The organism is Actinomycetospora chiangmaiensis DSM 45062 (genome assembly GCF_000379625.1).
In the GTDB taxonomy this organism is placed as follows: domain Bacteria; phylum Actinomycetota; class Actinomycetes; order Mycobacteriales; family Pseudonocardiaceae; genus Actinomycetospora; species Actinomycetospora chiangmaiensis.
Window position 1 is genome coordinate 261,520 of record NZ_KB903243.1, and the last position, 21,823, is coordinate 283,342.

The window sequence follows — 21,823 nt, forward strand, 5'->3', positions numbered from 1 at the left end:
GGTCCGCGGCTGACAGGATGGGGTGGGCCGGGAGGCGCAGCGGGACTCGACCGAGGACCGCAGAGCGCCCCCCGGATACGGGAGGCGACAACGTGAGCGAGATGCGGGTGGTCGGCGTCCTCGCCGTCGACGACGCGGCGCAGCAGACGGCGTCGGACGCCAACCGGCATCCGGTGGTGCTCCTGCAGGAGACGACGGGCAAGCGGTGCCTGCAGATCTGGATCGGCCTGGCGGAGGCCGAGGCGATCGCCCTCGAGCAGCAGGGCCGGTTGCCGGAACGGCCGCTGACGCACGTCCTGATCGCCGACGTCGTGTCGGCGCTCGGGCGCACCCTCGAGCGGATCGAGATCACCGAGGTGCGCGGCGGCACGTTCTACGCCGACCTGGTCTTCGACCGCGGTCTCCGGGTCTCCGCCCGCCCCAGCGACTCCATCGCGATCGCCCTGCACGTCGACGTCCCGATCCACGCCACGGAGGCGGTGCTCGTCGAGGCCGGCGTGCTGGTCGACGACGACGAGTCGGACGCCGCGGCGGGCGAGGAGGGCGACGGCGGGTCCGGGGTGCCGGACGAGGAGGAGGTCGACCGCTTCCGGGCCTTCCTGGACAACGTCTCCCCGGAGGACTTCGGTCGCGGTTCGTGACGGTCCCGAGGTCGGCCCCGACGCGACGGACTGCTCACACCCGATGCATCGCCTGCTGCGACCACCGCATCTGCATGTGCGCCGAGCGGACGCGAGTTATGGCGTATCTCCGCTGAACGGACGCTATGACGAGGCGAACGGTGGTCGCCCCTGGTGCGTGACACCCGGCTGTGTCACCGTGATCCGGGTCGTCGGGGGAGAAGAGCACCGTCCGACCCTGCCGGACTCCGCGGGCAGGGACGGGCCGAGAGAGGGAGCCGGGCACTGATGGGGCCGACCGCCGTACCGACCGTCCCGGCGCACTCCCGTACCCGTCTCGGCAGCCCACCGCGGTGCCGTCCCTCGGCGGGAGGCGGGATCCGACTCTGATGGGTCGGGTCGTCTCACGTACCGCCCTGTCCGACCGCGACGAGTACCGCAGCAAGGTCCACCGCTGCCTCGACGCCCTGCGCCGCATGGTCGCCGAGGGCCGCTTCGCCGCCGACGAGCTGCGCACCGGTGTCGAGCTCGAGCTGGCCCTGGTCGACGACGGCATGCGCCCGGCGATGCTCAACCACGCGGTGCTCGACCGGTCGGCCTCCGACCTGCTGACCACCGAGCTGGGCCGCTGGAACCTCGAGATCAACCTGCCGCCCCGGACGCTGCCGGGGACCTCGGCCTGCGACCTCGAGGACGACGTCGTCGCCTCCATCGGGTGCGCCCGCCGCTCGGCGGCCGTCGTCGGGGCCACCCCGGTGACGATCGGCATCCTCCCGACGCTGCGTCCCGAGCACCTCGACTCCGACCAGCTCACCGACGATCCGCGCTACGACCTGCTCAACCGGCAGATGGTCGGCGCCCGCGGCGAGCCCTTCCACCTCGACATCGCCGCCCCCCGCAGCGGCGATCCCGAGCACCTCGTCCTCGACGTCGACTCGATCGCCCCCGAGGCGGCGTGCACCTCGCTGCAGCTGCACCTGCAGCTCACCCCGGAGACCTTCCCGGCGCACTGGAACGCCGCACAGGCGATCGCCGGCGTGCAGGTCGCCCTGGCGGCCAACTCCCCGTTCCTGCTGGGGCACCGGCTGTGGGCCGAGACCCGGGTGCCGCTGTTCGAGCAGTCGGTGGACGTGCGTCCGGTGGAGCTGCGCAACCAGGGGGTGCGGCCGCGGGTGTGGTTCGGCGACCGCTGGGCCTCCTCGGTGACCACCCTGTTCGAGGAGAACGTCCGCTACTTCCCCGCCCTGCTGCCCCTGGTCGACGACGAGGACCCCCTCGCCGTGCTCGACGACGGGTGCGCCCCGCAGCTCCACGAGCTGCGGCTGCACTCCGGCACGGTGTGGCGCTGGAACCGGCCGGTCTACGACGTCGCCGACGGGGTGGCCCACCTGCGCCTCGAGAACCGGGTCCTCCCCGCGGGGCCGACGGCCGTCGACGCCGTCGCCAACGCCCTGTTCTTCTACGGCCTGGTCCGGGCGCTCGTGGCGAGCGAGCACCCGCCGTGGACGGCGATGACGTTCGCCGCGGCGCACGAGAACTTCGTCGCGGGCGCGCAGCACGGCCTGGACGCGGAGCTGTTCTGGCCGGGTGCGGGCACGGTGCCGGTCGACCGGCTCGTGCTCGACACGCTGCTGCCGCTCGCCCGGTCCGGACTCGTGGCGTGGGACGTCGACCCGGCGGTCGCCGACCGCTACCTCGCCGTCATCGAGGCCCGCTGCCGCACGGGGTGCACGGGTGCCTCCTGGCAGACCTCGATGGTCCACGCGCTGGAGAAGGACGGCTGCTCCCGGCCGACCGCGATGGAGCGGATGCTCGAGCGCTACGTGTCGAACATGTCCGAGAACATCCCGGTCCACGCCTGGCCGCTGATGTAGCGCGCGTCCCTCAGGCGGGCGCCGCCACCGTCCGGGCGCGGCGGGCCTGCCAGGCCACCACGCCCGCGGCGACGACGACGGTGGCCATGGTGAGCACGCCGCCCACCACCAGCGGGGCGCGCCCACCCCAGGCGTCGGCCATCCAGCCCAGCACCGGGCCCCCGAGCGGAGTGCCGCCGAGCAGGACCAGCACGTAGAGGCCCATCACCCGCCCGCGCATCGACTCCGAGACGCCGAGCTGCACGGCCGCGTTGGCCGCCGTCGTGAAGACCAACTGGCCGAGGCCGGTCGGGACCAGGAGCAGGGCGGTCAGCGCGTAGGTGGGCATGACCCCGGTGAACAGCTCGGCCACGCCGAAGAAGAGGCCGGCGACGAGCACCGTGCGGATGCGCGGCCGGCCGACCCGTCGCGCGGCCACGAAGGTGCCGAGCAGGCAGCCGACGGCGAGCGCGGAGGTCAGCAGGCCGTAGGACTCGGCCCCCCGGTCGAACACGAGCCGCGCGGTGATCGCGAGGGTCATGAAGAAGTTGATGCCGAAGGTCGACACGAAGAAGACCACGGTCAGCAGCAGCATCAGGTCGGGACGCCGCCGGACCTCGCGCAGTCCGTCCCGGATCGCACCCTTCGCCCGGCCGACGCGCTCGTAGGCGAACATCTCGGCAGGCCGCATGAGGGCCAGGCCGGTGAGGACCGCCGCGAAGGTCGCGAAGTTGACGAGGAACACCCAGCCGGTGCCCACCGCCGCGATCATGAGGCCCGCGATGGCCGGGCCGACGATCCGCGCGGTGTTGAACGTCATCGAGTTCAGCGCGACCGCGTTCTGCAGCGACCCCGGGCCCACCATCTCGCCCGCGAAGGACTGCCGCACCGGGGCGTCGACCGCCGAGAAGCAGCCGTTGAGGAAGCACAGGAGGTAGACGATGCCGAGCGTCGCCGTGCCGGTGACGTCGAGCACGCCCAGGACGAGCGCACAGAGGCCCATGCCGACCTGCAGCCCCATCAGCACCCGGCGCTTGTCGTACCGGTCGGCGACGGCGCCGCCGGCGAGGGAGAGCAGCAGGGTGGGCCCGAACTGCAGGGCCGCGGCGACCCCGAGCGCGACCGGGCTGCCGCCGGAGAGGTTGAGGACGAGCCAGTCCTGCGCGACCCGCTGCATCCAGGTCCCGACGAGCGAGACCACCTGGCCGGAGGCGAAGAGCCGGTAGTTGCGGATGCGCAGCGACGCGAACATGGTCGCCGACTCCGCCGTCACGATTCTTGAGCCTACCTAACGACTTCGCCTCCGGTCGGTGAGAAGGACTACTTGGTGTCCTCCAGCGCGAACCCGACCTTGATGGTGACCTGGAAGTGCGCGACGTCGCCGTCCTGCACGTGCCCGCGGATCTCGCTGACCTCGAACCAGCCGATCTCGCGCAGCGTCTGCGACGCCCGCTTGATCGCGCCCTTGATCGCGTCGTCGACGCTGACCTCGGAGGTGCCGACGATCTCGGTCTTGGAGTAGATGTTGTCCGCCACGGGGCTCCTTCGTCCGACGGGGTGACTGCCGGGTCACGGGAGGTTCCGTGCCCGCCTGGTGAACCCGTACCCGTTCTCGTCCGGACACCCACGTGACGCGCACCCGGGCGCGGGACCACGCACGGCGGACACACCGCCCACCGGGGATGCTGTCGCCGGCGACACGCGAACGACGTGGAGGACACCGTGACGGGCCCAGGAGCCCCGCAGTTCGACGGCGGGTCGACGACGACCCCCGAGACGTCGCGGGTGACGGGTGGCGACACCTCCGACGAGGACCCCACCCCGGGCCGTCCGGGCGGGGTGCGCACCGCGCCCGAGCCCGCCTACGGGTTCCCCCGCCCGCTGTTCCGGACGCTCGCCCGGATCCCGGTCCCCCCGCCGTTCCACCCGAGGACCTGGCGCAGCCCGTTGCGCGGGACGTGGCTCACGTCGGTGTTCGGCGCGGTCCTGCTCATCGGGCTGCCGATCGTCATCCTCACCGGGCTGATGTCCTACATCGCCTACGGCCCGCAGTTCGGCCAGGCGATCCCCGGCGACGTCGGCGGCCTGCACCTGCCGTTCTTCGACTGGCCTGCCGGCCCGTCGTGGTTCTACCGGCTCACCCAGGGCCTGCACGTGGTCGGCGGGATGGTCCTCACCCCGATCGTGCTGGCCAAGCTGTGGTCGGTGGTGCCCAAGCTCTTCGCCTGGCCGCCGGTGACGAGCCTCGCCCAGCTGCTCGAGCGCATCTCGCTGCTCGCGCTGGTCGGCGGCATCCTCTTCGAGTTCGTCACCGGCCTGATGAACTCCCAGTACGACTACTCCTGGGGCTTCGGCTTCTACCCCGCCCACTACTACGGGGCCTGGGTCTTCATCGCGGGCTTCGTCTCGCACGTGATCATCAAGCTCCCGACGATGCTGCGGGCGCTGCGGTCGGGCCCGCACGGCACGGGCGCGTTCGCACGCTGGCTGCACGACTCGCCGGCGCAGACCGAGCCGGAGCCGATGGACTCCCACGGCCTCGCCCCGCTCGACCCGAACCGGCCGACGCTCTCGCGCCGCGGCCTGCTCGGGCTCGTCGGCGGCGGGAGCGTGCTGGTCGGGGTGTTCTCCATCGGACAGACCTGGGACACGTTGCGGCCGCTGGCCCTGCTCTCCCCGCGCGGCCAGTCCTACGGGGACGGGCCGAACGACTTCCAGATCAACCGCACCCTCGCGGGCTCCGGCGTGAACCCGGCGGCCCTCGGCGACGGGTGGCGGCTGCGCCTCACCGGCGGGTCGAGCGAGGTGTCGCTCTCCCGCGCCGACCTGGCGCGGATGCCCCAGCACACCGCCGTCCTGCCGATCGCGTGCGTCGAGGGCTGGTCGACGACGCGGACGTGGTCCGGCGTGCGGTTGCGCGACCTCGCCGCCCTCGCGGGCGTCCCGGACCCCGACAACGCGTTCGTGCAGTCCGTCGAGACCGCGGGCGCGTTCGCGCGGGCGACCCTCCAGGGGAACCAGGTGCTCGCCGAGGACGCACTGCTCGCGCTCCGCGTCGGGGACGACGACGGGGGCCCGATGGCGGACCTCTCCGACGACCACGGCTACCCGGCGCGCGTGATCGTCCCGGCGCTGCCCGGGGTGCACAACACCAAGTGGGTGGCCTCGATCGACTTCCGCCGGAGGCGGACATGAAGCTCGAGCAGGCGGAAGGCATGACGCTCTGGCGGCGCCTGTACGGCGCGAACCCGCTGCACCTGCTCGCCGTGATCGGCTGCTTCGCGCTGTCGGGCTACGTGGTGTCGATGCTGTGGGACGACCCCACGTGGCCGGCGCTGCTGATCTGGTTCGTCGGCGCGGTGATCGGCCACGACCTGATCCTCTACCCGCTCTACGCGCTGGCCGACCAGCCGACGGTCCTCGCGCGCTGGGCGCGGCGGCGGTACGTGCGGGACCGGCCGGTGCTCGTGCCGGCGATCAACCACCTGCGGGCGCCGGTGCTCGGCTCGGCCGTCCTCGGTCTGATCTACCTGCCGACGATCACGCGCCACGGTGAGGACGCGTTCCGGTTCACCGCCGGTCTGGACATGGCCGGCATCTACCGGCACTGGCTGCTGATCACCGCCGGGCTCTTCCTGGGCAGCGCCGTGATCTACGCGATCCGGCTGGGCCGGGCCGCCCGACGGACGACCCGGCCCACGGATCAGGCCTGAGCGGCGAGCGGGCGCTCGGCCAGCTCGGCCTCCTTCTCGCGGATGATCGGCAGGACCTTCTGCCCGAACAGCTCGATCTCCTCCTTGACGTGGAGGAAGCAGAGCAGGTTCAGGTCCACGCCGAGCTTCTTGTACTCGATGATCCGGTCGGCGACCTGCTCGGCGGTGCCGATGAGCTGGGTCTTGAACCCGTCGTTGTACTGGACGAGGTCCTCGAACGACGACTCCGCCCACATGCCCTTGCCGTCGGAGGCCGACCTGCCGGCCTGCTGGACGGCCTGGCGGAAGCCCTCGACCTGCTCGACGTTCGCCTTGTCGACGATCTCGCGCAGGGTGTCGCGGGCCTCCTTCTCGGTGTCCCGGACGATCATGAAGCCGTTGAGCCCGAAGCCGACCGAGCGGCCCGCGTCGGCGGCCGAGGCGTTGACGTCGTTCAGCTGCTCGACGACGCCGTCGAAGTCCTTGCCGTTGGAGAAGTACCAGTCCGACACCCGGCCGGCCATCGCGCGGGCGGCGCTGGAGTTCCCGCCCTGGAAGATCTCCGGGTGCGGGCGCTCGGGGGTGTTGAGCGGCTTCGGCTTCAGCGAGTAGTCGTGGAAGCGGTAGAAGTCGCCCTTGAACTCGAAGTTGTCCTGCTCCCAGATGCCGGCGAGGCAGGCGATGAACTCCTCGGTGCGGCGGTAGCGCTCGTCGTGCTCGAGCCACGGCTCGCCGAAGGCGGTGAACTCGCCCTTGAACCAGCCGGAGACGACGTTGGTGGCGAACCGGCCGTTCGTCAGGTGGTCGGCGGTGGCGCCGAAGTTGGCGAACACGCCGGGGTGCCACATGCCGGGGTGCACGGCGGCCATGACCTTGAGCCGCTCGGTGGCCATCATCAGCGCGAGCGACAGCGAGGTCGACTCGTGCTGGTACTCGGCGGAGTAGCTGGCCATGTACCGGACCTGGGAGAGCGCGTACTCGAAGCCGTTGTTCTCGGCCGCGATCGCGGTCTCGCGGTTGTAGTCCCAGTTCCAGTCGGTGCGCTGCTCGATACCGCTGGTGACGAGGCCCCCGGAGACGTTGGGGACCCAGTAGGCGAACTTCAGGGGGGCGGTCGGGGTGCCGACGGACACGGATGGCCTCCTCGAGGCGTACGGGAATGCCCGGAAACAGCGGGCGAGGAAGGGGCGCGGACCGGATCAGGCGCGACACGCCTGGGCCGCGAGGAGGCCGTAGTCGACGTGGCGACGCCGCGTCAGTGGCACTCCAGCGTTACCCATCGGACACAACCGTTGCGGCCGTTCGTCCCACTGTCAACCGGACGCCGACCGGCTCACACCTCAGCTGCCCAGGGCCGCACGAATCGGACCGACGGCGAAGTACGCGACGAAGGCGAGGGCCACGACCCACATGAGCGGGTGCAGCGTGCGGGCCCGGCCGGTCGCGGCGTGCAGCACCACCCAGCTGATGAACCCGACGCCGATGCCGTTGGCGATGGAGTAGGTGAACGGCATGACGACGATCGTGAGGAAGACCGGGAGCGCGACCCGGAACTCGTCCCACTCGATGTCGCGGACCCCGCCCATCATCAGCGCACCCACGACGACGAGGGCCGGCGCGGCCGCCTCGACCGGCACCACCTCGTAGAGCGGGGTGAAGAACATGGCGGCCAGGAACAGCACGCCGGTGACGACGTTGGCGAGACCCGTCCGGGCACCGCTCGCGATCCCGGACGCCGACTCGACGAAGACGGTGTTCGAGCTCGACGACGCGGCGCCACCGGCCACGGCCCCCGCACCCTCGACGACGAGGGCGCGCCCGATGTTCGGCAGCTGCCCCTTCTCGTCGAGCAGGTCCGCCTGCCGGCCGAGGCCGGTCATCGTGCCCATCGCGTCGAAGAAGTTGGCGAGCACCAGCGTGAACACGAGCAGGGTGACCGCGATGACCGGGAGCCGGGTGAAGGCGCCGAGGGAGACGTCGCCGACCAGCGAGAGGTCGGGGAGGCCCACCACCGACGACGGGAGGCCCGGGTAGCCCAGGTTCCAGCCCTTGGGGTTGGTGCCGTTGGACGGGCCGACGTGCACGATCGCCTCGACGACGATCGCGAGGACCGTCGTGGCGACGACCCCGATGAGGATCCCCGCCTTCGTGCCGCGGGCGACCAGCACCGCCGTCAGGAGCAGGCCCACGCAGAACACGGCGGTCGGCCAGCTCGCGATGGATCCCTCGATGCCGAGGCCGACCGGGACCGTCGTGTTGGCGGCGTCGGGGATGCGGCGGACGAACCCGGCGTCGACGAGACCGATGAGCGCGATGAACGCGCCGATACCGGCCGCGATGGCGATCTTGAGGGCGTCGGGGATCGCGGCGAAGACCGCCGTGCGGAACCCCGTCAGCCCGAGGATCACGATGATGACGCCCTCGATGACGACGAGGCCCATCGCCTCGGGCCACGTCATCTGCGGGGCGATCGTCACCGCGACGAGCGTGTTAATGCCGAGCCCCGTCGCCAGCGCGAACGGGAAGTTCGCGACGAGCCCGAAGAGGATCGTCATGACCCCGGCGACCAGGGCGGTGACCGCCGCGACCTGCGGCACGGACAGCGTCGCGCCCAGCACGTCGCGCTTCGCGCTCGGTGCGGCCGGGTCGAGACTGCCGAGGATCAGCGGGTTGAGGACCACGATGTAGGCCATCGTCACGAAGGTGACGAGACCACCACGGACCTCGGCCCCGACCGAGGATCGGCGCTCACGCAGGTGGAAGAGTCGCTCGAGCACGGGCGGCACCCTAACGTCCGCCGCAATCCGCCGTAGGGTGCGTGTGTGGACGAACCGGACTGGCAGCCGCCGCCGCTCCCCCGGCGTCTCACCGACCCGGTCCCGCCGGTGCTCGTGGGCGTCGCGGTGTGGGTCGTCGCGCTGATCGTGCTGGCCGTGGTCGGTGGATCCGGGCCGTGGCTGTGGGCCTGCGTCGTCGGGATCGCGCTCGGCGGAGTCGGCCTCGGCGTGCTCGGGCTGACGCGGCGGGCCAACGCCCGCGGGTCGAAGGGCGCCCAGAAGCTGTAGCGTCCCCGCGGGTGAGGGCGCGGAGTCAGGTCGCGAGCAGCCCCGCCACCGGGGTGCGACCCGCCCCGAGCACGGGCGCGGGGTCGGCCCCCAGCACGCCGCCGAGCACCGTCGCGTAGACGTCGCGGAAGTCGGTCGAGGCCCGGAGGTCCCCCGCGTCGAGGTCGGTGAGGCTCGGCTGTTCCCCGTGGAGGCCCCCGACGACGGGGGCGCCGAGCAGGAACACCGGGTTGGCCGTGCCGTGGTCGGTGCCCTGGCTGGCGTTGGCGAGCACCCGGCGGCCGAACTCGGAGTACACCATCGTCACCACCTGCCGCCCCGCGTCCGTGGTGCCGAGCCGCTGCACGAACGGCGTGAGCGCCGCGTCGAGCTCGGTGAGCAGCCGCTGCTGGGTCCCACGCTCGTCGGCGTGGGTGTCGAACCCGCCCAGGGACACCGAGTACACCCGGGTGGGCACCCGCGCCTCGACGAGCGCGGCGACCGTCCGGAGCTGGTCGGCGAGCTGCGATCGTCCCCCACCCGCGGCGGCGGCCCCGGCGTCGTTGCCGGCGGCGGCCCGCGACCGTGAGGACGCGAGCGTCGGGCCGAGCACCTGCTCCACCTGCGCGAGGTCCCGGCCCGAGCGGGCGACGCGCGCACGCAGCGCGTCGTCGCCCGGGTCGACGCCGGCCAGGGCGCGGAACGCCGCGCCCGCGGAGCCCGTGGGCAGCGACAGCCCGGCCGCGGGCAGCGTCGAGGCCGCGGTGGACGCGCCGGTGAGCAGCGGCGGCAGCACCGAGTCCAGGGAGACGGCCCGCAGCGGGTCCTCCCCCGTCCCGTCGAGCCAGCGTCCGAGCCAGCCCGCGCCGGTCGGCGAGGTCGGGGACGCGGTCTGCCAGATGGCCATCGACCGGAAGTGGCTGTGGTCGGGCCCGGGGTAGCCGACGCCCCGCACGATCGCGACGTGCCCGTCGTCGAACAGGCCCTTCGTCCCGGCGAGACCGGGGTTGAGCCCGAGCCCCTGCCCGACGTCGAGCACCTCGGACGGCTGGTAGGCGAGCTCGTGGCGCTGCGCCTGGTAGGTGTCGTCGGAGGCGGGCACCACGGTGTTGAGGCCGTCGTTGCCGCCGTAGAGGGTGACGACGACGAGGACCCCCTGCCCGGGCGCCAACGGGGTGTGGGTCGCCCCGTCGAGCAGCGTCGACCAGGGCACCTGGGTCGCACCCGCCGTGAGGCCGACGGCGGCGGCCGCGACCCCGGACCACGTCAGGAACCGACGTCGGGTGACGTCGGGGAGGCGGTTGCTCATGTGCTGATCACGTACTCCGGGGTGAGGGCGGCGACGGCGAGGACGGTGCGGGCGTCGGGGCCGCCGGCCACGTCGCGCAGGGCGTCGGTGCTGCGCGGCCCGAAGGCGTCGATCCCGAGGACCTGCCGCGCCCAGTCGATGCGGGCGTTGGGCCCGGCCGGGCCGGGCGGGACGGTGGCGTGGGCGACGACCGCCTGGGCCAGGGCCAGGCGGTCCAGCTGCGCGGACGGCGTGAGCCAGGCCGTGCCGGCAGGCCACCCGCCCACGCTCGGCGGCCGGAACGGGACCTGCCCGAGGGCCTCCAGGTGCTGGTGCACCGGATCGCCCTGACGGCCCCGGCCCCGCGGCGGGGTGGTCACGGTGCTCGGCGACGCACCGACGGCGCGCATGAGCCCGACCGCCCACTCGACGGGTTGCTTGACCAGGGTGGTCGCGCTGTCGTGGAACGGCGCGGAGACGGCGATGGCCCGCAGGAGCGCCCGCAGGTCCCGGCCCGGCCCGTAGGCGTCCGTCAGCGAACCGAGCACGGCCGGCGACGGCGGGGTGGTGGAGATCAGGCGGGACCACATCCGCCCCACCACGAAGGCGGCGGACTCCGGCCGGGCGACCACGAGGTCGACGAACCCCGGGGCGTCGAACGCCGCGGTCCGCCCGAGGATCGTCTTGGTGCCCGTGTCCTGCCGGCGCGGGACGAGCCGGGCCGACCCCGGGTCGACGTCGACGGTCCAGCCGGTCAGCGCCCGGGCGGCCTCACGGACGTCGGTCTCGGTGTAGTGCCCGACACCGAGCGCGAACAGCTCCATGAACTCGCGGGCCAGGTTCTCGTTCGGGGCCCCGACGCGGTTGGTGCGGCCGTCGAGCCAGACGAGCATGGCGGGGTCGACGACCATCGCCTGCGCGAGGGTCCGGAAGTCCCCGGTGCCCAGGCGTCGCAGGGTGTCGTTCTGGGCGAGGAGCAGCGCAGGCTGGTCGACCTTCTGCGCGCTGGTCGCGAAGTGGCCGTGCCAGAACCAGGTGAGCCGCTCCGGGAGCGGCGCCGCGGTGGCCCACATCCGCTCGAGCCACCAGCGGGTCAGCGCGTCCTGGCCCTGGCTCCGCTGCTGCTGCGCGGCCTGCCGTTCCGGGGTCCCGGGCTTCCCCCGGTCCACGATCGGGGCCAGCACGGGCGGGGGCGGTCCCGGGTCGGCAGGCGTCGCGAGCAGGGCGTCGAGCGTGGCCTCGAACCCCTGCCCGACGGCGGCGGAGAGGTCGCCCGGACGCGGCCCGAGCCCGAGGCGGTCCAGCAGCCGCCGCGTGGCGACGGCATCGGCGAGGACGGTCACGTCGGGAACCCTCCTCCGGCCGGGCCGGCGCACCCCAGGATCGGGTGCGCCGGCTCAGCCGGTCTTCAGGAACGGCCGACGGGGATCAGTTCGTCGGGGCAGGAGCGGCCGGGGCAGGAGCGGCCGGGGCAGGAGCGGCCGGGGCAGGAGCGGCCGGGGCGGGACCCTGGTCGCGGACGCGGAGCGCCTGCAGCCCGGTCGGCTCCTTCGCCGCCGCCACGAACACGCGGTCCCCGGTCTGCACCTGCGCCGGCGTCGCGGCCTGCTTCTCCTTGTGGACCTTCGCCTTCGGGGCGAACGAGTACGTGGCCGTGAACCCGTCCCTGCTGCGCACGGTGAACGTCGTGCCGGTCACCGCGGTCACGGTACCCCGCTGGTAGTCGATGGTGCGGTGGGCCTTCCCGGGCCCCGTGAACTCCCCGTGCTCCCCCGGGTGCTTCACGTGGTGCGCGCCCGCGACGACGGCCGTGGTCTCGCCCGGGCTCGCGAGCGCCACCCCGGCGCCCACGCCGCACAGGGCGAGGGCGCTGACGCCGATGACGAGGGGCCTGGTCAGACGGTGCATGGGAACCTCCGGCTCTCGGTGTCCGGCGGTGTGCCGGACACCCACGACCCTCGGTGCGCCGGCTGAGGGACGACTGAGAACACCGGGACGCGGCCCGGCGGCTTCAGGAGACGCTCAGCGGCAGCGTCAGGACGAACAGGACCCCGGGGCCGTCGTCGTCGGGGGCGGCGCACACGAGGTCGCCGCCGTGGGCCCGGGCGGCCTCCCGGGCGATCGCGAGCCCGAGCCCGGCGCCGCCGCTCTGCCCGCCCCGGGCCTCGTCGAGGCGCACCATCCGCTCGAACACCCGCTCGCGCTCCTCGACCGGCACCCCCGGGCCCTCGTCGCGTACCGCGATCCGCCCCGGCCGGACCGTGACGTGCACCGACCCGCCGCCGTGGCGCCGGGCGTTGACGAGCAGGTTGGAGAGGGCCTGCCCGACGAGTTCGACGTCGACCGCGGCGGGCACGGGCCCGGCCGCGTCCAGCACCACGGGATCGTCGGGATGGCGGACCGCGTCCCGGTCGACCTCGGCGCGCACCAGGTCGACGAGGTCCACCTCCTCGCGCTCCGGGCTCAGCCCGGCGTCGTAGCGGGCGAGGGTGAGCAGGTCGTCGACGATGCGTCCGGCCCGCCGGGCGTCGCGCACCAGGAGCAGGGCCAGCCGCTCCCGGGCCTCGGGGTCGAGGTCGGGCGCGGTGCCCGCCTCGGCGGTGGCGGCGATCCCCGCGAGCGGGGTGCGGAGCTCGTGGGCGGCGTCGGCGACGAAGCGGCGGGTGCTCGCCTCCGACGCGCGGGCCGCCGCCTCGGCCCCCTCGAGCGCGTCGAGCATCTCGTCGAAGGCGGCGGCCGCCCGGCCGAGCTCGGTGTCGCGGCGCTCCGGGTCGAGGCGTCGGCCCCGTCGCCCGCCGGCGATGGAGCGCGCGAGGGAGGTCATGGCGTCGAGCGGGGCCAGGGCGAGCCGCGTCGTGAGCAGCAACGCGCCCACGGCGACGACGATCGCGGCCGCCCCGACGAACAGCAGGATCCGGCGCAGCCGGCTCTCCGCCGCGCCCTCGAGCGCCGGTTCGGCGACGAGCGTGACGGTGTCGCCGCCGGGGAGCCGCCGGGTCACCGACCGACGGGCCGGCTCCACCACGCGGCCGGCGAGGACCTGCCCGGTCGGCCCGCGGACCACCACCGCCACGCCGCCCCCGACCTCCGTGCGACGCACGACCTGGTCCGGCGACAGTCCCTGGTCGGCGAGCTGCTCGGCCTGCAGGGCCCGGCCGTTGAGCGTCGTCTGCGCCTCGGAGCGCGACTGCGCCGCGAACACGACGTCGGAGACCACCGCCACCACCACGACGACGGCCGCGACCACGGCCACCGAGGTGAGCGTGACGCGTCGCCGCAGGGACCCGGGTCTCACGTGCCCGGCCCGTCGTCGCGCACCACGTAGCCCTGGCCGCGGACGGTGTGGATGAGCCGCGGCTCGCCGAGCTTGCGCCGCAGGGCGCTGACGTGGACCTCGACGACGTTGAGGTCGTACTCCTCCCAGCCCCACACCGCGGCGAGGAGCTGGGACTTCGAGCGCACCCGGCCGCGGTGGGCGACGAGGTCGTGCAGCAGGCGGAGCTCGGTCGCGGTCACGGGGACGGCCACCCCGGCGCGCGTGACGAGCCCGGCGTCGGGATCGACGACGAGGTCGGCGATCGTCGCCGCGTCGCCCACCCCGCCGCTGCGGCGCAGCAACGCCTCCACCCGCGCGAGCAGCTCGGCGAGCGCGAACGGCTTGACGAGGTAGTCGTCGGCCCCGGCGCGCAGGCCCCGGACCCGCTCGGCCACCCCGCTGCGGGCGGTCAGCAGGATCACCGCCGCGCTCGTCGCGCGGACCGCGGGCAGCAGGGCGTACCCGTCGCGCCCGGGCAGCATGACGTCGAGGACGACGACGTCGGGGACGAACTCACCGAGGTCGGTCTCCAGGCGGGCGCCGTCCGCGCGGGCGAGCACGTCGTGGCCGACGCCGGTGAGGGCCGCCGTCACCGAGGCGAGGATGGGTTCGGAGTCCTCCACGACGAGGACGCGGGCGGGGCGCTCCACGCGGAGAGTGTGCCGCCCGCGGCTGTGGGGCCGCTGAGGATCACGCGAGCAGGGCGCGCACCGGGTCGTCGGTGTGCACGGTGCCGTCCGCCACCCAGACCGTCGGGAAGATCTCGCGGGTGTCGCCGGCGACGGTGACGGCCACCCGGAGCCGCTCGTGCACCACGACCTCGCCCACCGGCAGCTCCCGGCCCGCGGCGGCCGCCCACACCGCGGCGGCGGTGAGCGCCGACCAGTCGGTGACGACCCCCGGCGACCGGACCTCGCCGTGCACCGTCTCCGAGGCGACCGGGAGGTCGAGCAGGTCCGCGAGCGGCACGGCGAACCGGGCCGCGACCGGGACGACGCAGCTCGGCACGAACGCCGCCAGCAGCCACGGCCGGTCCAGGACGACGGGCACCGGGCCGTGGACGGGGTCGGCGACGACCACGCTGCCGTCGGCCGCCCGCAGCCGGTCCGGCGGGTCGACGTCCGCGACGTCGACGCGGCGGGACGCCACGGCCTCGCCGAGCGCGTCGTACGCCGCGAGGGCGGCGGCGACCGGCACGGTGCGCGCCGGGTCGGCCAGGCGGGCGAGCAGGTCCTCGGCGGCATCCGCACCGCTGACCCGCAGCTCGGTCCGGACCCCGACCGCCGTCAGGAACCCGGCGTCGAGGTCGGTGGGGGCCGGGTCGTAGAGCGCCACGAGCTCCGGCCGGCGCGCACCCGGCAGTCGCCACGAGCCCGGCCGGCGGCCCGCGAGCCGGCCGTGCCGGGCCAGCCACCAGGCGGTGTAGGGCACGGGCTCGCCCGGCAGCCGGACGAGCGCGGCGCGCACGTCACGGTCGGCGGCCAGGAGGGGCCACGCGGCGGACCAGTCGGCGACGAGGTCGAGGTCGCGCACCGCGACGAGCGTGCTCGGCGGGCCGGGCGGCTCGCCGTCGTCCCCGCCGCGCCGGGGCTCGGGGTCGACCTCCTCGGCCCACCACGTCTCCTCGTCGTCGAGGTCGTGGTCGGGGCCGACCGGGGCGTCGTCGCGCAGCACCGCGAAACCGTCGAGGACGCCCGCGGCGACCAGGGCGTCCCGCGGGTGCTCGGCCGCCGCGCGGTCGGCCAGGACCCCGATCGGCGTGTCGTCGCCGAGCACCGCGCGCAGCGCCCCGTCGGGCAGGACGAGCTCGTCGGCGCGCCGGTACCCGCCGTCGCGCTCGGGCAGCGCGAGCGCGCCGGAGCCGGCCGCACCCGGCGTCGTGACGGAGAGGACGAGGCGGGCCAGCGGCTCGACGTCGAGCCCGGCCTCGGCGTCGTCGAGCGACCGCTCCACGGCCTCGCGGACCTCCGGCTCGTCGAGCAGCGCCGGTCCGTCGGCCGGGCGGGCGCCGAGCAGCTCGAGCAGCGGGTGCACGGCGTCGGGGTGGACGAGCCGCAGCTCCAGGCCCCGCAGGTCCAACGTCGCGACGTCCGCCCCGGGCAGGAGACAGCCCCGCGGCCCGAGGACGAGTCGGCCGTCGACCAGCGGGACGGGCAGGGCCGCGAGCTCGGCGCGGTCGAGACCCTGGACCCCGGCGAGCGCCGCGTAGAGGGCGTGCCACCACGACGGCGGCCGGCGCAGCCCCGCGAGGCGGTCGGCGAGGGCGGCGGGGTCGAGGCGGGTGACGCCGAGGTCACCGAGGGCGGCGGTCCACGATTCCGAACTCAGGCCGTCGAGGGCGTCGGCGAGCGCCGCGACGAGGTCGGGAGCCGGGTCGGTCAGCGCGAGCGCGCGGGACGGCACGACGTCGGGTCCGGCCGCGCCGGGGAGCCACGCGGTCCCGCGCAACGCGGCGAGGACGCCCTCGCGCAGGACGGCGTCCACCTCGGAGGCGGGCAGGCCGGGGGCCGGGACGAGGGCGACGCGCCGGTCGGGCGGGAGGCGGCGGACGAGGTCGGGGTAGCGCTCCGCGGCGGCCGCGAGGACGTGGTCGGTGACGCGGCCGCGGCGCACCCGGCGCCGGTCGGCGTCGAGCGGCACGGTGACGACGAGGCGGGCGGGGAGCGTCGTCGACTCCGCGGTGGCGGTGGGAGCGTGGAGGGTGTCGGGAGTGGTGGCGGGGTGGACCCAGCGGCCGTCCCACGTGGTGCGCCCGCGGTCCTCGACGGCGAGCGCGGTCCCGGCCCGTACCGGCGCGGGCAGCTCCCCGCCCATCGGCAGCGTGGTCCACGTCGTGTCGCCGACCCGCACCCGGCCGTCGCCCACGTCGACGCGCTCGACCGTGGTGCCCGCCACCTCCACGGCGGCGAGCCACGGGAGGGCGAGCAGCAGGTCGGGGGCCTCGTCACGGGCCCGGCCGAGCACGTCGAGGGCGGGGTCGCGCAGCGGGAGCCGGACCTCGGTGGTGAACGCCGGGTCGAGGTCCTCCTCGACGGGCCACGGCAGGCGCAGGACCGGGACGCCGTCGGGCCCCCGGCGGCGGGCCTCGCCGGCGAGCGCACCACCCGCCGTCGTGACCGCCGCGTAGGTGCGGGCCCGGTCGAAGGCGACGCCGGACCGGCCGATCACCCGGGGCGCGTCGGTCAGCTCGAGGACGGCGCTGAAGCCGACCCCGAAGCGGCCGACGGTGCCGTCGTCGCGCTTCGCCGACGCCCGCAGCGAGGCGAGCGCCGCGACCCCGTCGGCGTCGAGCGGGGCGCCGGTGTTGGCGACCCGCAGCTCGTCGTCGTGCCGGGTGACCCGCAACCGTGCGGGCCGGCCCGCCGCGGCCCCCGCGTCGGCCGCGTTCTGGGCGAGCTCGACGAACCAGCGGCCGCGGTAGCCGCCGCGGACGAGGTCCTCCTCGGCGTTCGCGTCCTCGCGGAAGCGCGCGGGCGAGGCGGTCCAGGCGTCGAGGACCGCGCGCCGCAACGCCGCCGTGCCGAACGGGTCCCCCGACACCGTCTCCCCGACGTCAGTCGTTCACGGGCACGGGGTCCATCTCGACCCCGTCGTCGTAGACCAGCTCCGCCACCATGACGACCGAGCCGGTGTCCACCTGCAGCTCCGAGTGCCCGCCGCAGCCGTACTCCGCGTGCACCACGTGCCCGTCGGCCGGGACGTTGCCGTTGCCGCAGACGCCGAACGCGCCGCGCAGCGACCCGCCGAGCGTGAGGTAGAAGCCGCACGTGCCGCAGTGCGCCGAGGCCGCCCGGGCCATCTCCGCGCCCGGTCCGAAGTCGCCGCCGGTCCAGCGCTCGGCGGCGTCGAACCGACCCTCCGGGCTCATCACGCGGGGGCGTCCGAAGCCGAGCTCGTCGGCGACCGCGCGGATCTCGTCGGCCCCGGGCTCGTCGTCGTCGAGGGCGGCGTGGGCCGGGACGAGGCGCTCGTCGTCCTCGTCGACCGGCAGCAGGTCGCCGGGGGCGAGGTCCTCGGCGCGCACCCGCTCGTTCCACGGGATCCACTCCGGCGCGACGACCGCGCCCGTGCCGGGCAGCAGCGCGACCTCGCCGAGCGTCACCTCCTCGAGTCCCATCACGGTGACCGCCCAGGTCCAGCCGCGGTAGCCGGGCTTGGCGGCGGCGAAGTAGTGGGTGGCGGCGGTGTCGTCCTCGCGGACGACCTCGAGATGGTCGCCGACCTGCGAGGCCTCGCCGTCGGCCGCGTCGACGGCTGCGGCGCGTGCGAGGTCGACGGCGTCGGCGAGGTGCTGCGGCGTGGTGGGCTCGGCGAGGTCCTGCACTCGTCCGATTGTGCCTGACCCGACCGGAGCACCCGGCGTGGGAGTCTGCCCCGGTGCGGTGGCTCCTCGCGCTGGTCCTCGTCCTGGCCGGCTGCTCGGCGTCGGTCCCGGCCTCGGTCCCGGCCTCGGGGCAGCCCGTGACGCGGCTGACGGTGCAGGTGCTCGGGACGGTGCCGCACGACCCGGCCGCCTTCACCGAGGGCCTCGAGCTCGGCCCAGGAGACGAAGCGCAGCGGAGCTCGACCGGAGGCGCAGCGTCGCTGTGGGAGGGCACCGGGCTGGAGGGACGGTCCCAGCTGCGCGAGACGGACCCGACGACGGGAGCGGTCCGCCGGGCGGTCGACCTCCCGCCCGACCAGTTCGGCGAGGGCATCACGGTGACCCCGACCGGGATCTGGCAGCTGACGTGGAAGAACGGCATCGCCTACCGGCGTGACCCCGCCACCCTCGCGGTGCTGCAGACCTTCCCGCTGGACCGCGAGGGGTGGGGTATGTGCCACACCGGCGCCGACCTCGTCACCTCGGACGGTTCGCCGACGCTCGTCTTCCGCGATCCGGTGACGTTCGCGCCGCGCCGGACCGTGGACACCGGGGTGCAGCAGCTCAACGAGCTAGAGTGCACCCCCACCACGATCTGGGCGAACGTGTGGCAGACCGACGACATCGTCGGGATCGACCCGTCGTCGGGACGGGTGACGACCGTGGTGGACGCGGCGGCGCTGCGGCCGGCGGAGACCCGGGGCGACCCCGACGCCGTGCTCAACGGGATCGCGGCGATCCCCGGGACGGACGAGTTCCTGCTGGCCGGCAAGCGTTGGCCCGTGACGTACCGGGTCAGGCTCGTCCCGGCGGCCTGATCTCCGCCACGGAGGACCGGTCACCCGGCGACGCCACCTCGTCGAGCAGCTCCAGGACGTGGCGGTAGGTCTGCCCGGTCGCCTTCGAGATGCCCATCTCGCAGGTGCGGTTGCAGCTCGCGTAGAGCTCCGTCGGGTGCGCGCGGACCTCGGCGGCCTGCTCGGCCGTGGCGCCCTCGGTGAGCTCGGGGTGCAGCATCCCGCGGTCGCCCGCGTAGCCGCAGCAGCCCCAGGCCTTCGGGACCACCACCTCGTCGGCGACCGCCTCGGCGAGCAGCCGCAGGTCGTCGCCGATGCCGAGGTGGGTCGTCGAACAGGTGGGATGCAGCGTCAGCGACGCGGCCCTGGTCGTGACGGCGAGCTTCGGCAGGATCTCCCGGGCGGTGTAGGCGACGGCGTCCACGACGTGCAGCGACGCCACGCGGGGATCGTCGGGCAGGAGCTTCGCCATCCCCTCCAGCCCGTGGGTGCAGGACGCCGCGTCCACGACGACGGGAAGGCGTCCGCCCTGGGTGGAGCCCCACAGCCCGTCGGCGACCCTCGCGGCCATCGCCCGGCTGCCCTGTGTGAAGCCCTTCGACTCCCACGGCACGCCGCAGCACATCTGCCCGATGCCCTCGGGGACGGCGACCACGACGCCGGCGCGCTCCGCGAGCCGCAGGAAGGCGTGCGCGGACCCGTCGCCCGTTTCCGGGGCGAACACCTGGTGCAGGCACGTCGGGAAGAACACGACGTCGGGGTTCGACGGGTACACCGGCTCGGGGCGCGTGTCGCCGCCGGGCGGGACCTCGGTGGAGTACAGCGGGACGAGGTCGGTCGGCAGCACCTTCCGGGCGGCCGCGGACGCCGCCGCGGTCAGCCCCGGCACCGTCGCCGCGACCCTGAGGGCGACGCGGGCGGTGCCGGAGACGCCCTGCCAGTGCTTCGCGACGGCCGCGCCGGCCTGCTGGGCGCGTTCGGAGTGCCGCTCGGAGCGCAGCCGCTTCATCAGGTCGCCGGTGTTGATCCGCACGGGGCACGCGGTGGCGCACATGCCGTCGGCGGCGCAGGTGTCGACGGCGTCGTAGGCGTAGTCGGCCTCGATCTCCGCCGCGAGCGCCGGGTCCTTCGCGGCCGCGCGGCGCAGGACGATCCGCTGGCGCGGCGTCGTCGTGACCCGTCGGGACGGGCACACCGGCTCGCAGTAGCCGCACTCGACGCAGGCGTCGACCTCGTGGTCCACGGTGGGCACGGTCTTGAGGTCGGTGAGGTGGGCGTCGGCCTTGTCGGACAGGATGATGCCGGGGTTGAGCAGCCCGGTCGGGTCGGCGAGGCGCTTCACCTCCTGCATCACGCCGTACAGCTCGTCGCCGTACTGCCGGCGGACGAACGGCGTCATGATCCGGCCGGTGCCGTGCTCGGCCTTGAGCGTGCCGTCCTGGGCGAGCACGAGGTCGACCATCTCGTCGGTGAAGACGCGGTAGCGCTCCAGCTCGCGGGGGTCGTCGAAGCGCTCGTTGACCAGGAAGTGGACGTTGCCGTCCTTGGCGTGCCCGAAGATCACCGAGCCCTCGTAGCCGTGCCGGTCGAACAGCTCGGTCAGGCCGTCGCAGGTCGAGGGAAGGGTCCGCACCGGCACCGAGATGTCCTCGAGCAGCGCCGTGGTCCCGCTCGGGCGCGCCGCGGCGACCGCCGTGTAGAGCCCCTTGCGCAGCGCCCACAACGAGGCCCGGGCGGTGGGCTCGCGGGTCAGGCCGGCGTCGCGGGTCAGCGGCAGACCGGCGAGCACGGGCTCGGCGTCGGCCTGGACGCCGTCGAGCTCCTCGGCGGTGGCGGTCTGGAACTCGACGAGGAGGCCCGCGTGCCCGTCGACCTGCAGGTCCTTGACGCTCGACGGCGCCCGCGGGTCGGACTGCGCGACGACGAGCGCCCGGGCGTCGAGCAGCTCGAGCGTCTTCGCCCCGGCGTCGAGCAGGGCGGGCAGCGCGTCGGTGGCGTCGCTCGTGTTCGCGAAGACCAGCATCGAGGTCGCCGCGTGCGGGAGGATCGGCAACGTCTCGAGCACCACGTCGGCGACGAACCCGAGCGTCCCCTCGGAGCCGACGAGCAGGTGGGCGAGGACGTCGATCGGCCGGGAGAAGTCCAGGAACGAGTTCAGCCCGTAGCCCATCGTGTTCTTCATCGAGAACAGGTGCCGCAGGCGCTCGACGGAGTGCGCGTTGCCCGTCACCCGCGCCCGCAGCCGGTCGAGCCCGGCGTAGAGCTCCGGCTCGCGGAGGCGCAGCTCGTCGTCGGCGTCGGGGCGGCCGGTGTCGATGATCGTGCCGCTGGCGAGCACGAAGGTCAGGCTGCGCAGCGTCGAGTACGTGTTGAACTCGGTGCCGCAGCTCATCCCCGACGAGTTGTTCGCGACGACCCCGCCGACGGTGCAGGCGACGCTCGACGCCGGGTCGGGCCCGATCTTGCGGCCGTGCGGCGCGAGCCGGGCGTTGACCTCGTTGACGGTGAGCCCCGGCTGCAGCCGTACCGCGCGCCCGTCGTCGAGCACCTCGAAGCCGCGGAAGTGCCGGCGGGTGTCCACGAGCACGCCGTCGGAGACGCTCTGCCCGGACAGCGAGGTGCCGCCGGAGCGGAAGGTCAGCGACAACCGGTCCCGTACGCCGAGCTGCAGCAGCTTCGCGATCTCGGCCGCGCTGCCCGGCACGACCACGGCCTGCGGGTGCAGCAGGTAGTGGCTCGCGTCGTTGGCGTGCGCGGCGAGGTCGATCGGGCGGTGCTTGACCCGCTCCGGGTCGGCGATGACCCCGCGGAGCGACTCGACGAGCGTGGTGGTGGCCGTCACGTCGTCCA

At 74.5% G+C, this 21,823-nt stretch carries 18 protein-coding genes; 6 read left to right on the forward strand and 12 right to left on the reverse strand.

Annotated elements, in window-relative coordinates:
• The first annotated feature begins 92 nt into the window (after nt 1–92).
• Both A3CO_RS0120765 and A3CO_RS0120770 read left to right on the forward strand, forming a co-directional pair.
• A complete protein-coding gene (locus tag A3CO_RS0120765) occupies nt 93–641 on the forward strand; it encodes a bifunctional nuclease family protein (RefSeq protein ID WP_018334173.1) in 549 nt (182 codons plus the stop codon).
• 368 nt (nt 642–1,009) lie between these two features.
• On the forward strand, nt 1,010–2,494 hold the full coding sequence (locus tag A3CO_RS0120770) for a glutamate-cysteine ligase family protein (RefSeq protein WP_018334174.1): 1,485 nt from the start codon (nt 1,010–1,012) through the stop codon (nt 2,492–2,494).
• A gap of 10 nt (nt 2,495–2,504) precedes the next feature.
• Here A3CO_RS0120770 and A3CO_RS0120775 read toward each other — a convergent pair whose 3' ends face one another.
• Together A3CO_RS0120775 and A3CO_RS0120780 are read right to left on the reverse strand one after the other, a co-directional pair.
• Nucleotides 2,505–3,746, reverse strand: a complete 1,242-nt coding sequence (locus tag A3CO_RS0120775; RefSeq protein WP_018334175.1) for an MFS transporter — start codon at nt 3,744–3,746, stop codon at nt 2,505–2,507.
• Between the two features lie 47 nt (nt 3,747–3,793).
• On the reverse strand, nt 3,794–4,009 hold the full coding sequence (locus tag A3CO_RS0120780) for a dodecin (protein WP_018334176.1): 216 nt from the start codon (nt 4,007–4,009) through the stop codon (nt 3,794–3,796).
• Nucleotides 4,010–4,195: 186 nt separating this feature from the next.
• Here A3CO_RS0120780 and A3CO_RS0120785 point away from each other — a divergent pair, with 186 nt between their 5' ends.
• Entirely contained in the window at nt 4,196–5,668 is a 1,473-nt protein-coding gene (locus A3CO_RS0120785) for a molybdopterin-dependent oxidoreductase (protein WP_245561561.1), read from the forward strand.
• Nucleotides 5,665–6,186: a hypothetical protein gene (locus tag A3CO_RS0120790; RefSeq protein ID WP_018334178.1), complete on the forward strand. Its 522-nt coding sequence runs from the start codon at nt 5,665–5,667 to the stop codon at nt 6,184–6,186. Before A3CO_RS0120785 ends, A3CO_RS0120790 begins: the two co-directional genes overlap by 4 nt.
• Here A3CO_RS0120790 and sfnG read toward each other — a convergent pair.
• A complete protein-coding gene (sfnG, locus tag A3CO_RS0120795) occupies nt 6,177–7,298 on the reverse strand; it encodes a dimethylsulfone monooxygenase SfnG (protein ID WP_018334179.1) in 1,122 nt (373 codons plus the stop codon). The two genes, A3CO_RS0120790 and sfnG, sit on opposite strands and share 10 nt — an antisense overlap.
• 207 nt (nt 7,299–7,505) lie before the next feature.
• On the reverse strand, nt 7,506–8,951 hold the full coding sequence (locus A3CO_RS0120800; RefSeq protein ID WP_018334180.1) for an NCS2 family permease: 1,446 nt from the start codon (nt 8,949–8,951) through the stop codon (nt 7,506–7,508).
• Between the two features lie 36 nt (nt 8,952–8,987).
• Here A3CO_RS0120800 and A3CO_RS0120805 point away from each other — a divergent pair, with 36 nt between their 5' ends.
• Nucleotides 8,988–9,230: a DUF2530 domain-containing protein gene (locus A3CO_RS0120805; protein ID WP_018334181.1), complete on the forward strand. Its 243-nt coding sequence runs from the start codon at nt 8,988–8,990 to the stop codon at nt 9,228–9,230.
• 25 nt (nt 9,231–9,255) lie between these two features.
• Here A3CO_RS0120805 and A3CO_RS0120810 read toward each other — a convergent pair whose 3' ends face one another.
• The 7 genes from A3CO_RS0120810 to A3CO_RS0120840 all read right to left on the reverse strand — a co-directional run bounded on the left by A3CO_RS0120810 (nt 9,256) and on the right by A3CO_RS0120840 (nt 18,137).
• The gene (locus tag A3CO_RS0120810) at nt 9,256–10,518 is read right to left on the reverse strand and encodes a DUF1501 domain-containing protein (protein ID WP_018334182.1); all 1,263 of its coding nucleotides are present in this window, start codon (nt 10,516–10,518) and stop codon (nt 9,256–9,258) included.
• Entirely contained in the window at nt 10,515–11,840 is a 1,326-nt protein-coding gene (locus A3CO_RS0120815) for a DUF1800 domain-containing protein (RefSeq protein WP_018334183.1), read from the reverse strand. Before A3CO_RS0120815 ends, A3CO_RS0120810 begins: the two co-directional genes overlap by 4 nt.
• Nucleotides 11,841–11,925: 85 nt before the next feature.
• Complete coding sequence (locus A3CO_RS39105) at nt 11,926–12,405, reverse strand: hypothetical protein (protein WP_026204825.1); 480 nt, start codon at nt 12,403–12,405, stop codon at nt 11,926–11,928.
• Between the two features lie 103 nt (nt 12,406–12,508).
• A complete protein-coding gene (locus A3CO_RS0120825; RefSeq protein ID WP_245561562.1) occupies nt 12,509–13,750 on the reverse strand; it encodes a HAMP domain-containing sensor histidine kinase in 1,242 nt (413 codons plus the stop codon).
• Between the two features lie 38 nt (nt 13,751–13,788).
• Nucleotides 13,789–14,463 carry a response regulator transcription factor gene (locus A3CO_RS39735; protein ID WP_033414722.1) on the reverse strand — a complete coding sequence of 225 codons (675 nt, stop codon included), beginning with the start codon at nt 14,461–14,463 and terminating at the stop codon, nt 13,789–13,791.
• A gap of 40 nt (nt 14,464–14,503) precedes the next feature.
• Nucleotides 14,504–17,353 carry a sacsin N-terminal ATP-binding-like domain-containing protein gene (locus A3CO_RS39740; RefSeq protein ID WP_018334186.1) on the reverse strand — a complete coding sequence of 950 codons (2,850 nt, stop codon included), beginning with the start codon at nt 17,351–17,353 and terminating at the stop codon, nt 14,504–14,506.
• Nucleotides 17,354–17,366: 13 nt separating this feature from the next.
• Nucleotides 17,367–18,137: a DUF3027 domain-containing protein gene (locus A3CO_RS0120840; protein WP_018334187.1), complete on the reverse strand. Its 771-nt coding sequence runs from the start codon at nt 18,135–18,137 to the stop codon at nt 17,367–17,369.
• Nucleotides 18,138–18,190: 53 nt separating this feature from the next.
• Here A3CO_RS0120840 and A3CO_RS0120845 point away from each other — a divergent pair, with 53 nt between their 5' ends.
• Nucleotides 18,191–18,994, forward strand: coding sequence for a glutaminyl-peptide cyclotransferase (locus A3CO_RS0120845; RefSeq protein ID WP_018334188.1), 804 nt, complete (start codon nt 18,191–18,193; stop codon nt 18,992–18,994).
• On the opposite strand, the gene A3CO_RS0120850 is transcribed toward A3CO_RS0120845, so the two are convergent.
• Entirely contained in the window at nt 18,972–21,815 is a 2,844-nt protein-coding gene (locus tag A3CO_RS0120850; RefSeq protein ID WP_157647736.1) for an FAD-binding and (Fe-S)-binding domain-containing protein, read from the reverse strand. The genes A3CO_RS0120845 and A3CO_RS0120850 overlap by 23 nt on opposite strands.
• Nucleotides 21,816–21,823: the final 8 nt, after the last annotated feature.

What these genes read in the sequence shown, in the direction of transcription:
- A3CO_RS0120770 (WP_018334174.1), top strand. Translation starts at nt 1,010, where the DNA reads ATGGGTCGGGTCGTCTCACGTACCGCCCTGTCCGACCGCGACGAGTAC.
- A3CO_RS0120790 (WP_018334178.1), top strand. Translation starts at nt 5,665, where the DNA reads ATGAAGCTCGAGCAGGCGGAAGGCATGACGCTCTGGCGGCGCCTGTAC.
- A3CO_RS0120810 (WP_018334182.1), bottom strand. Translation starts at nt 10,518, where the DNA reads ATGAGCAACCGCCTCCCCGACGTCACCCGACGTCGGTTCCTGACGTGG.
- A3CO_RS39105 (WP_026204825.1), bottom strand. Translation starts at nt 12,405, where the DNA reads ATGCACCGTCTGACCAGGCCCCTCGTCATCGGCGTCAGCGCCCTCGCC.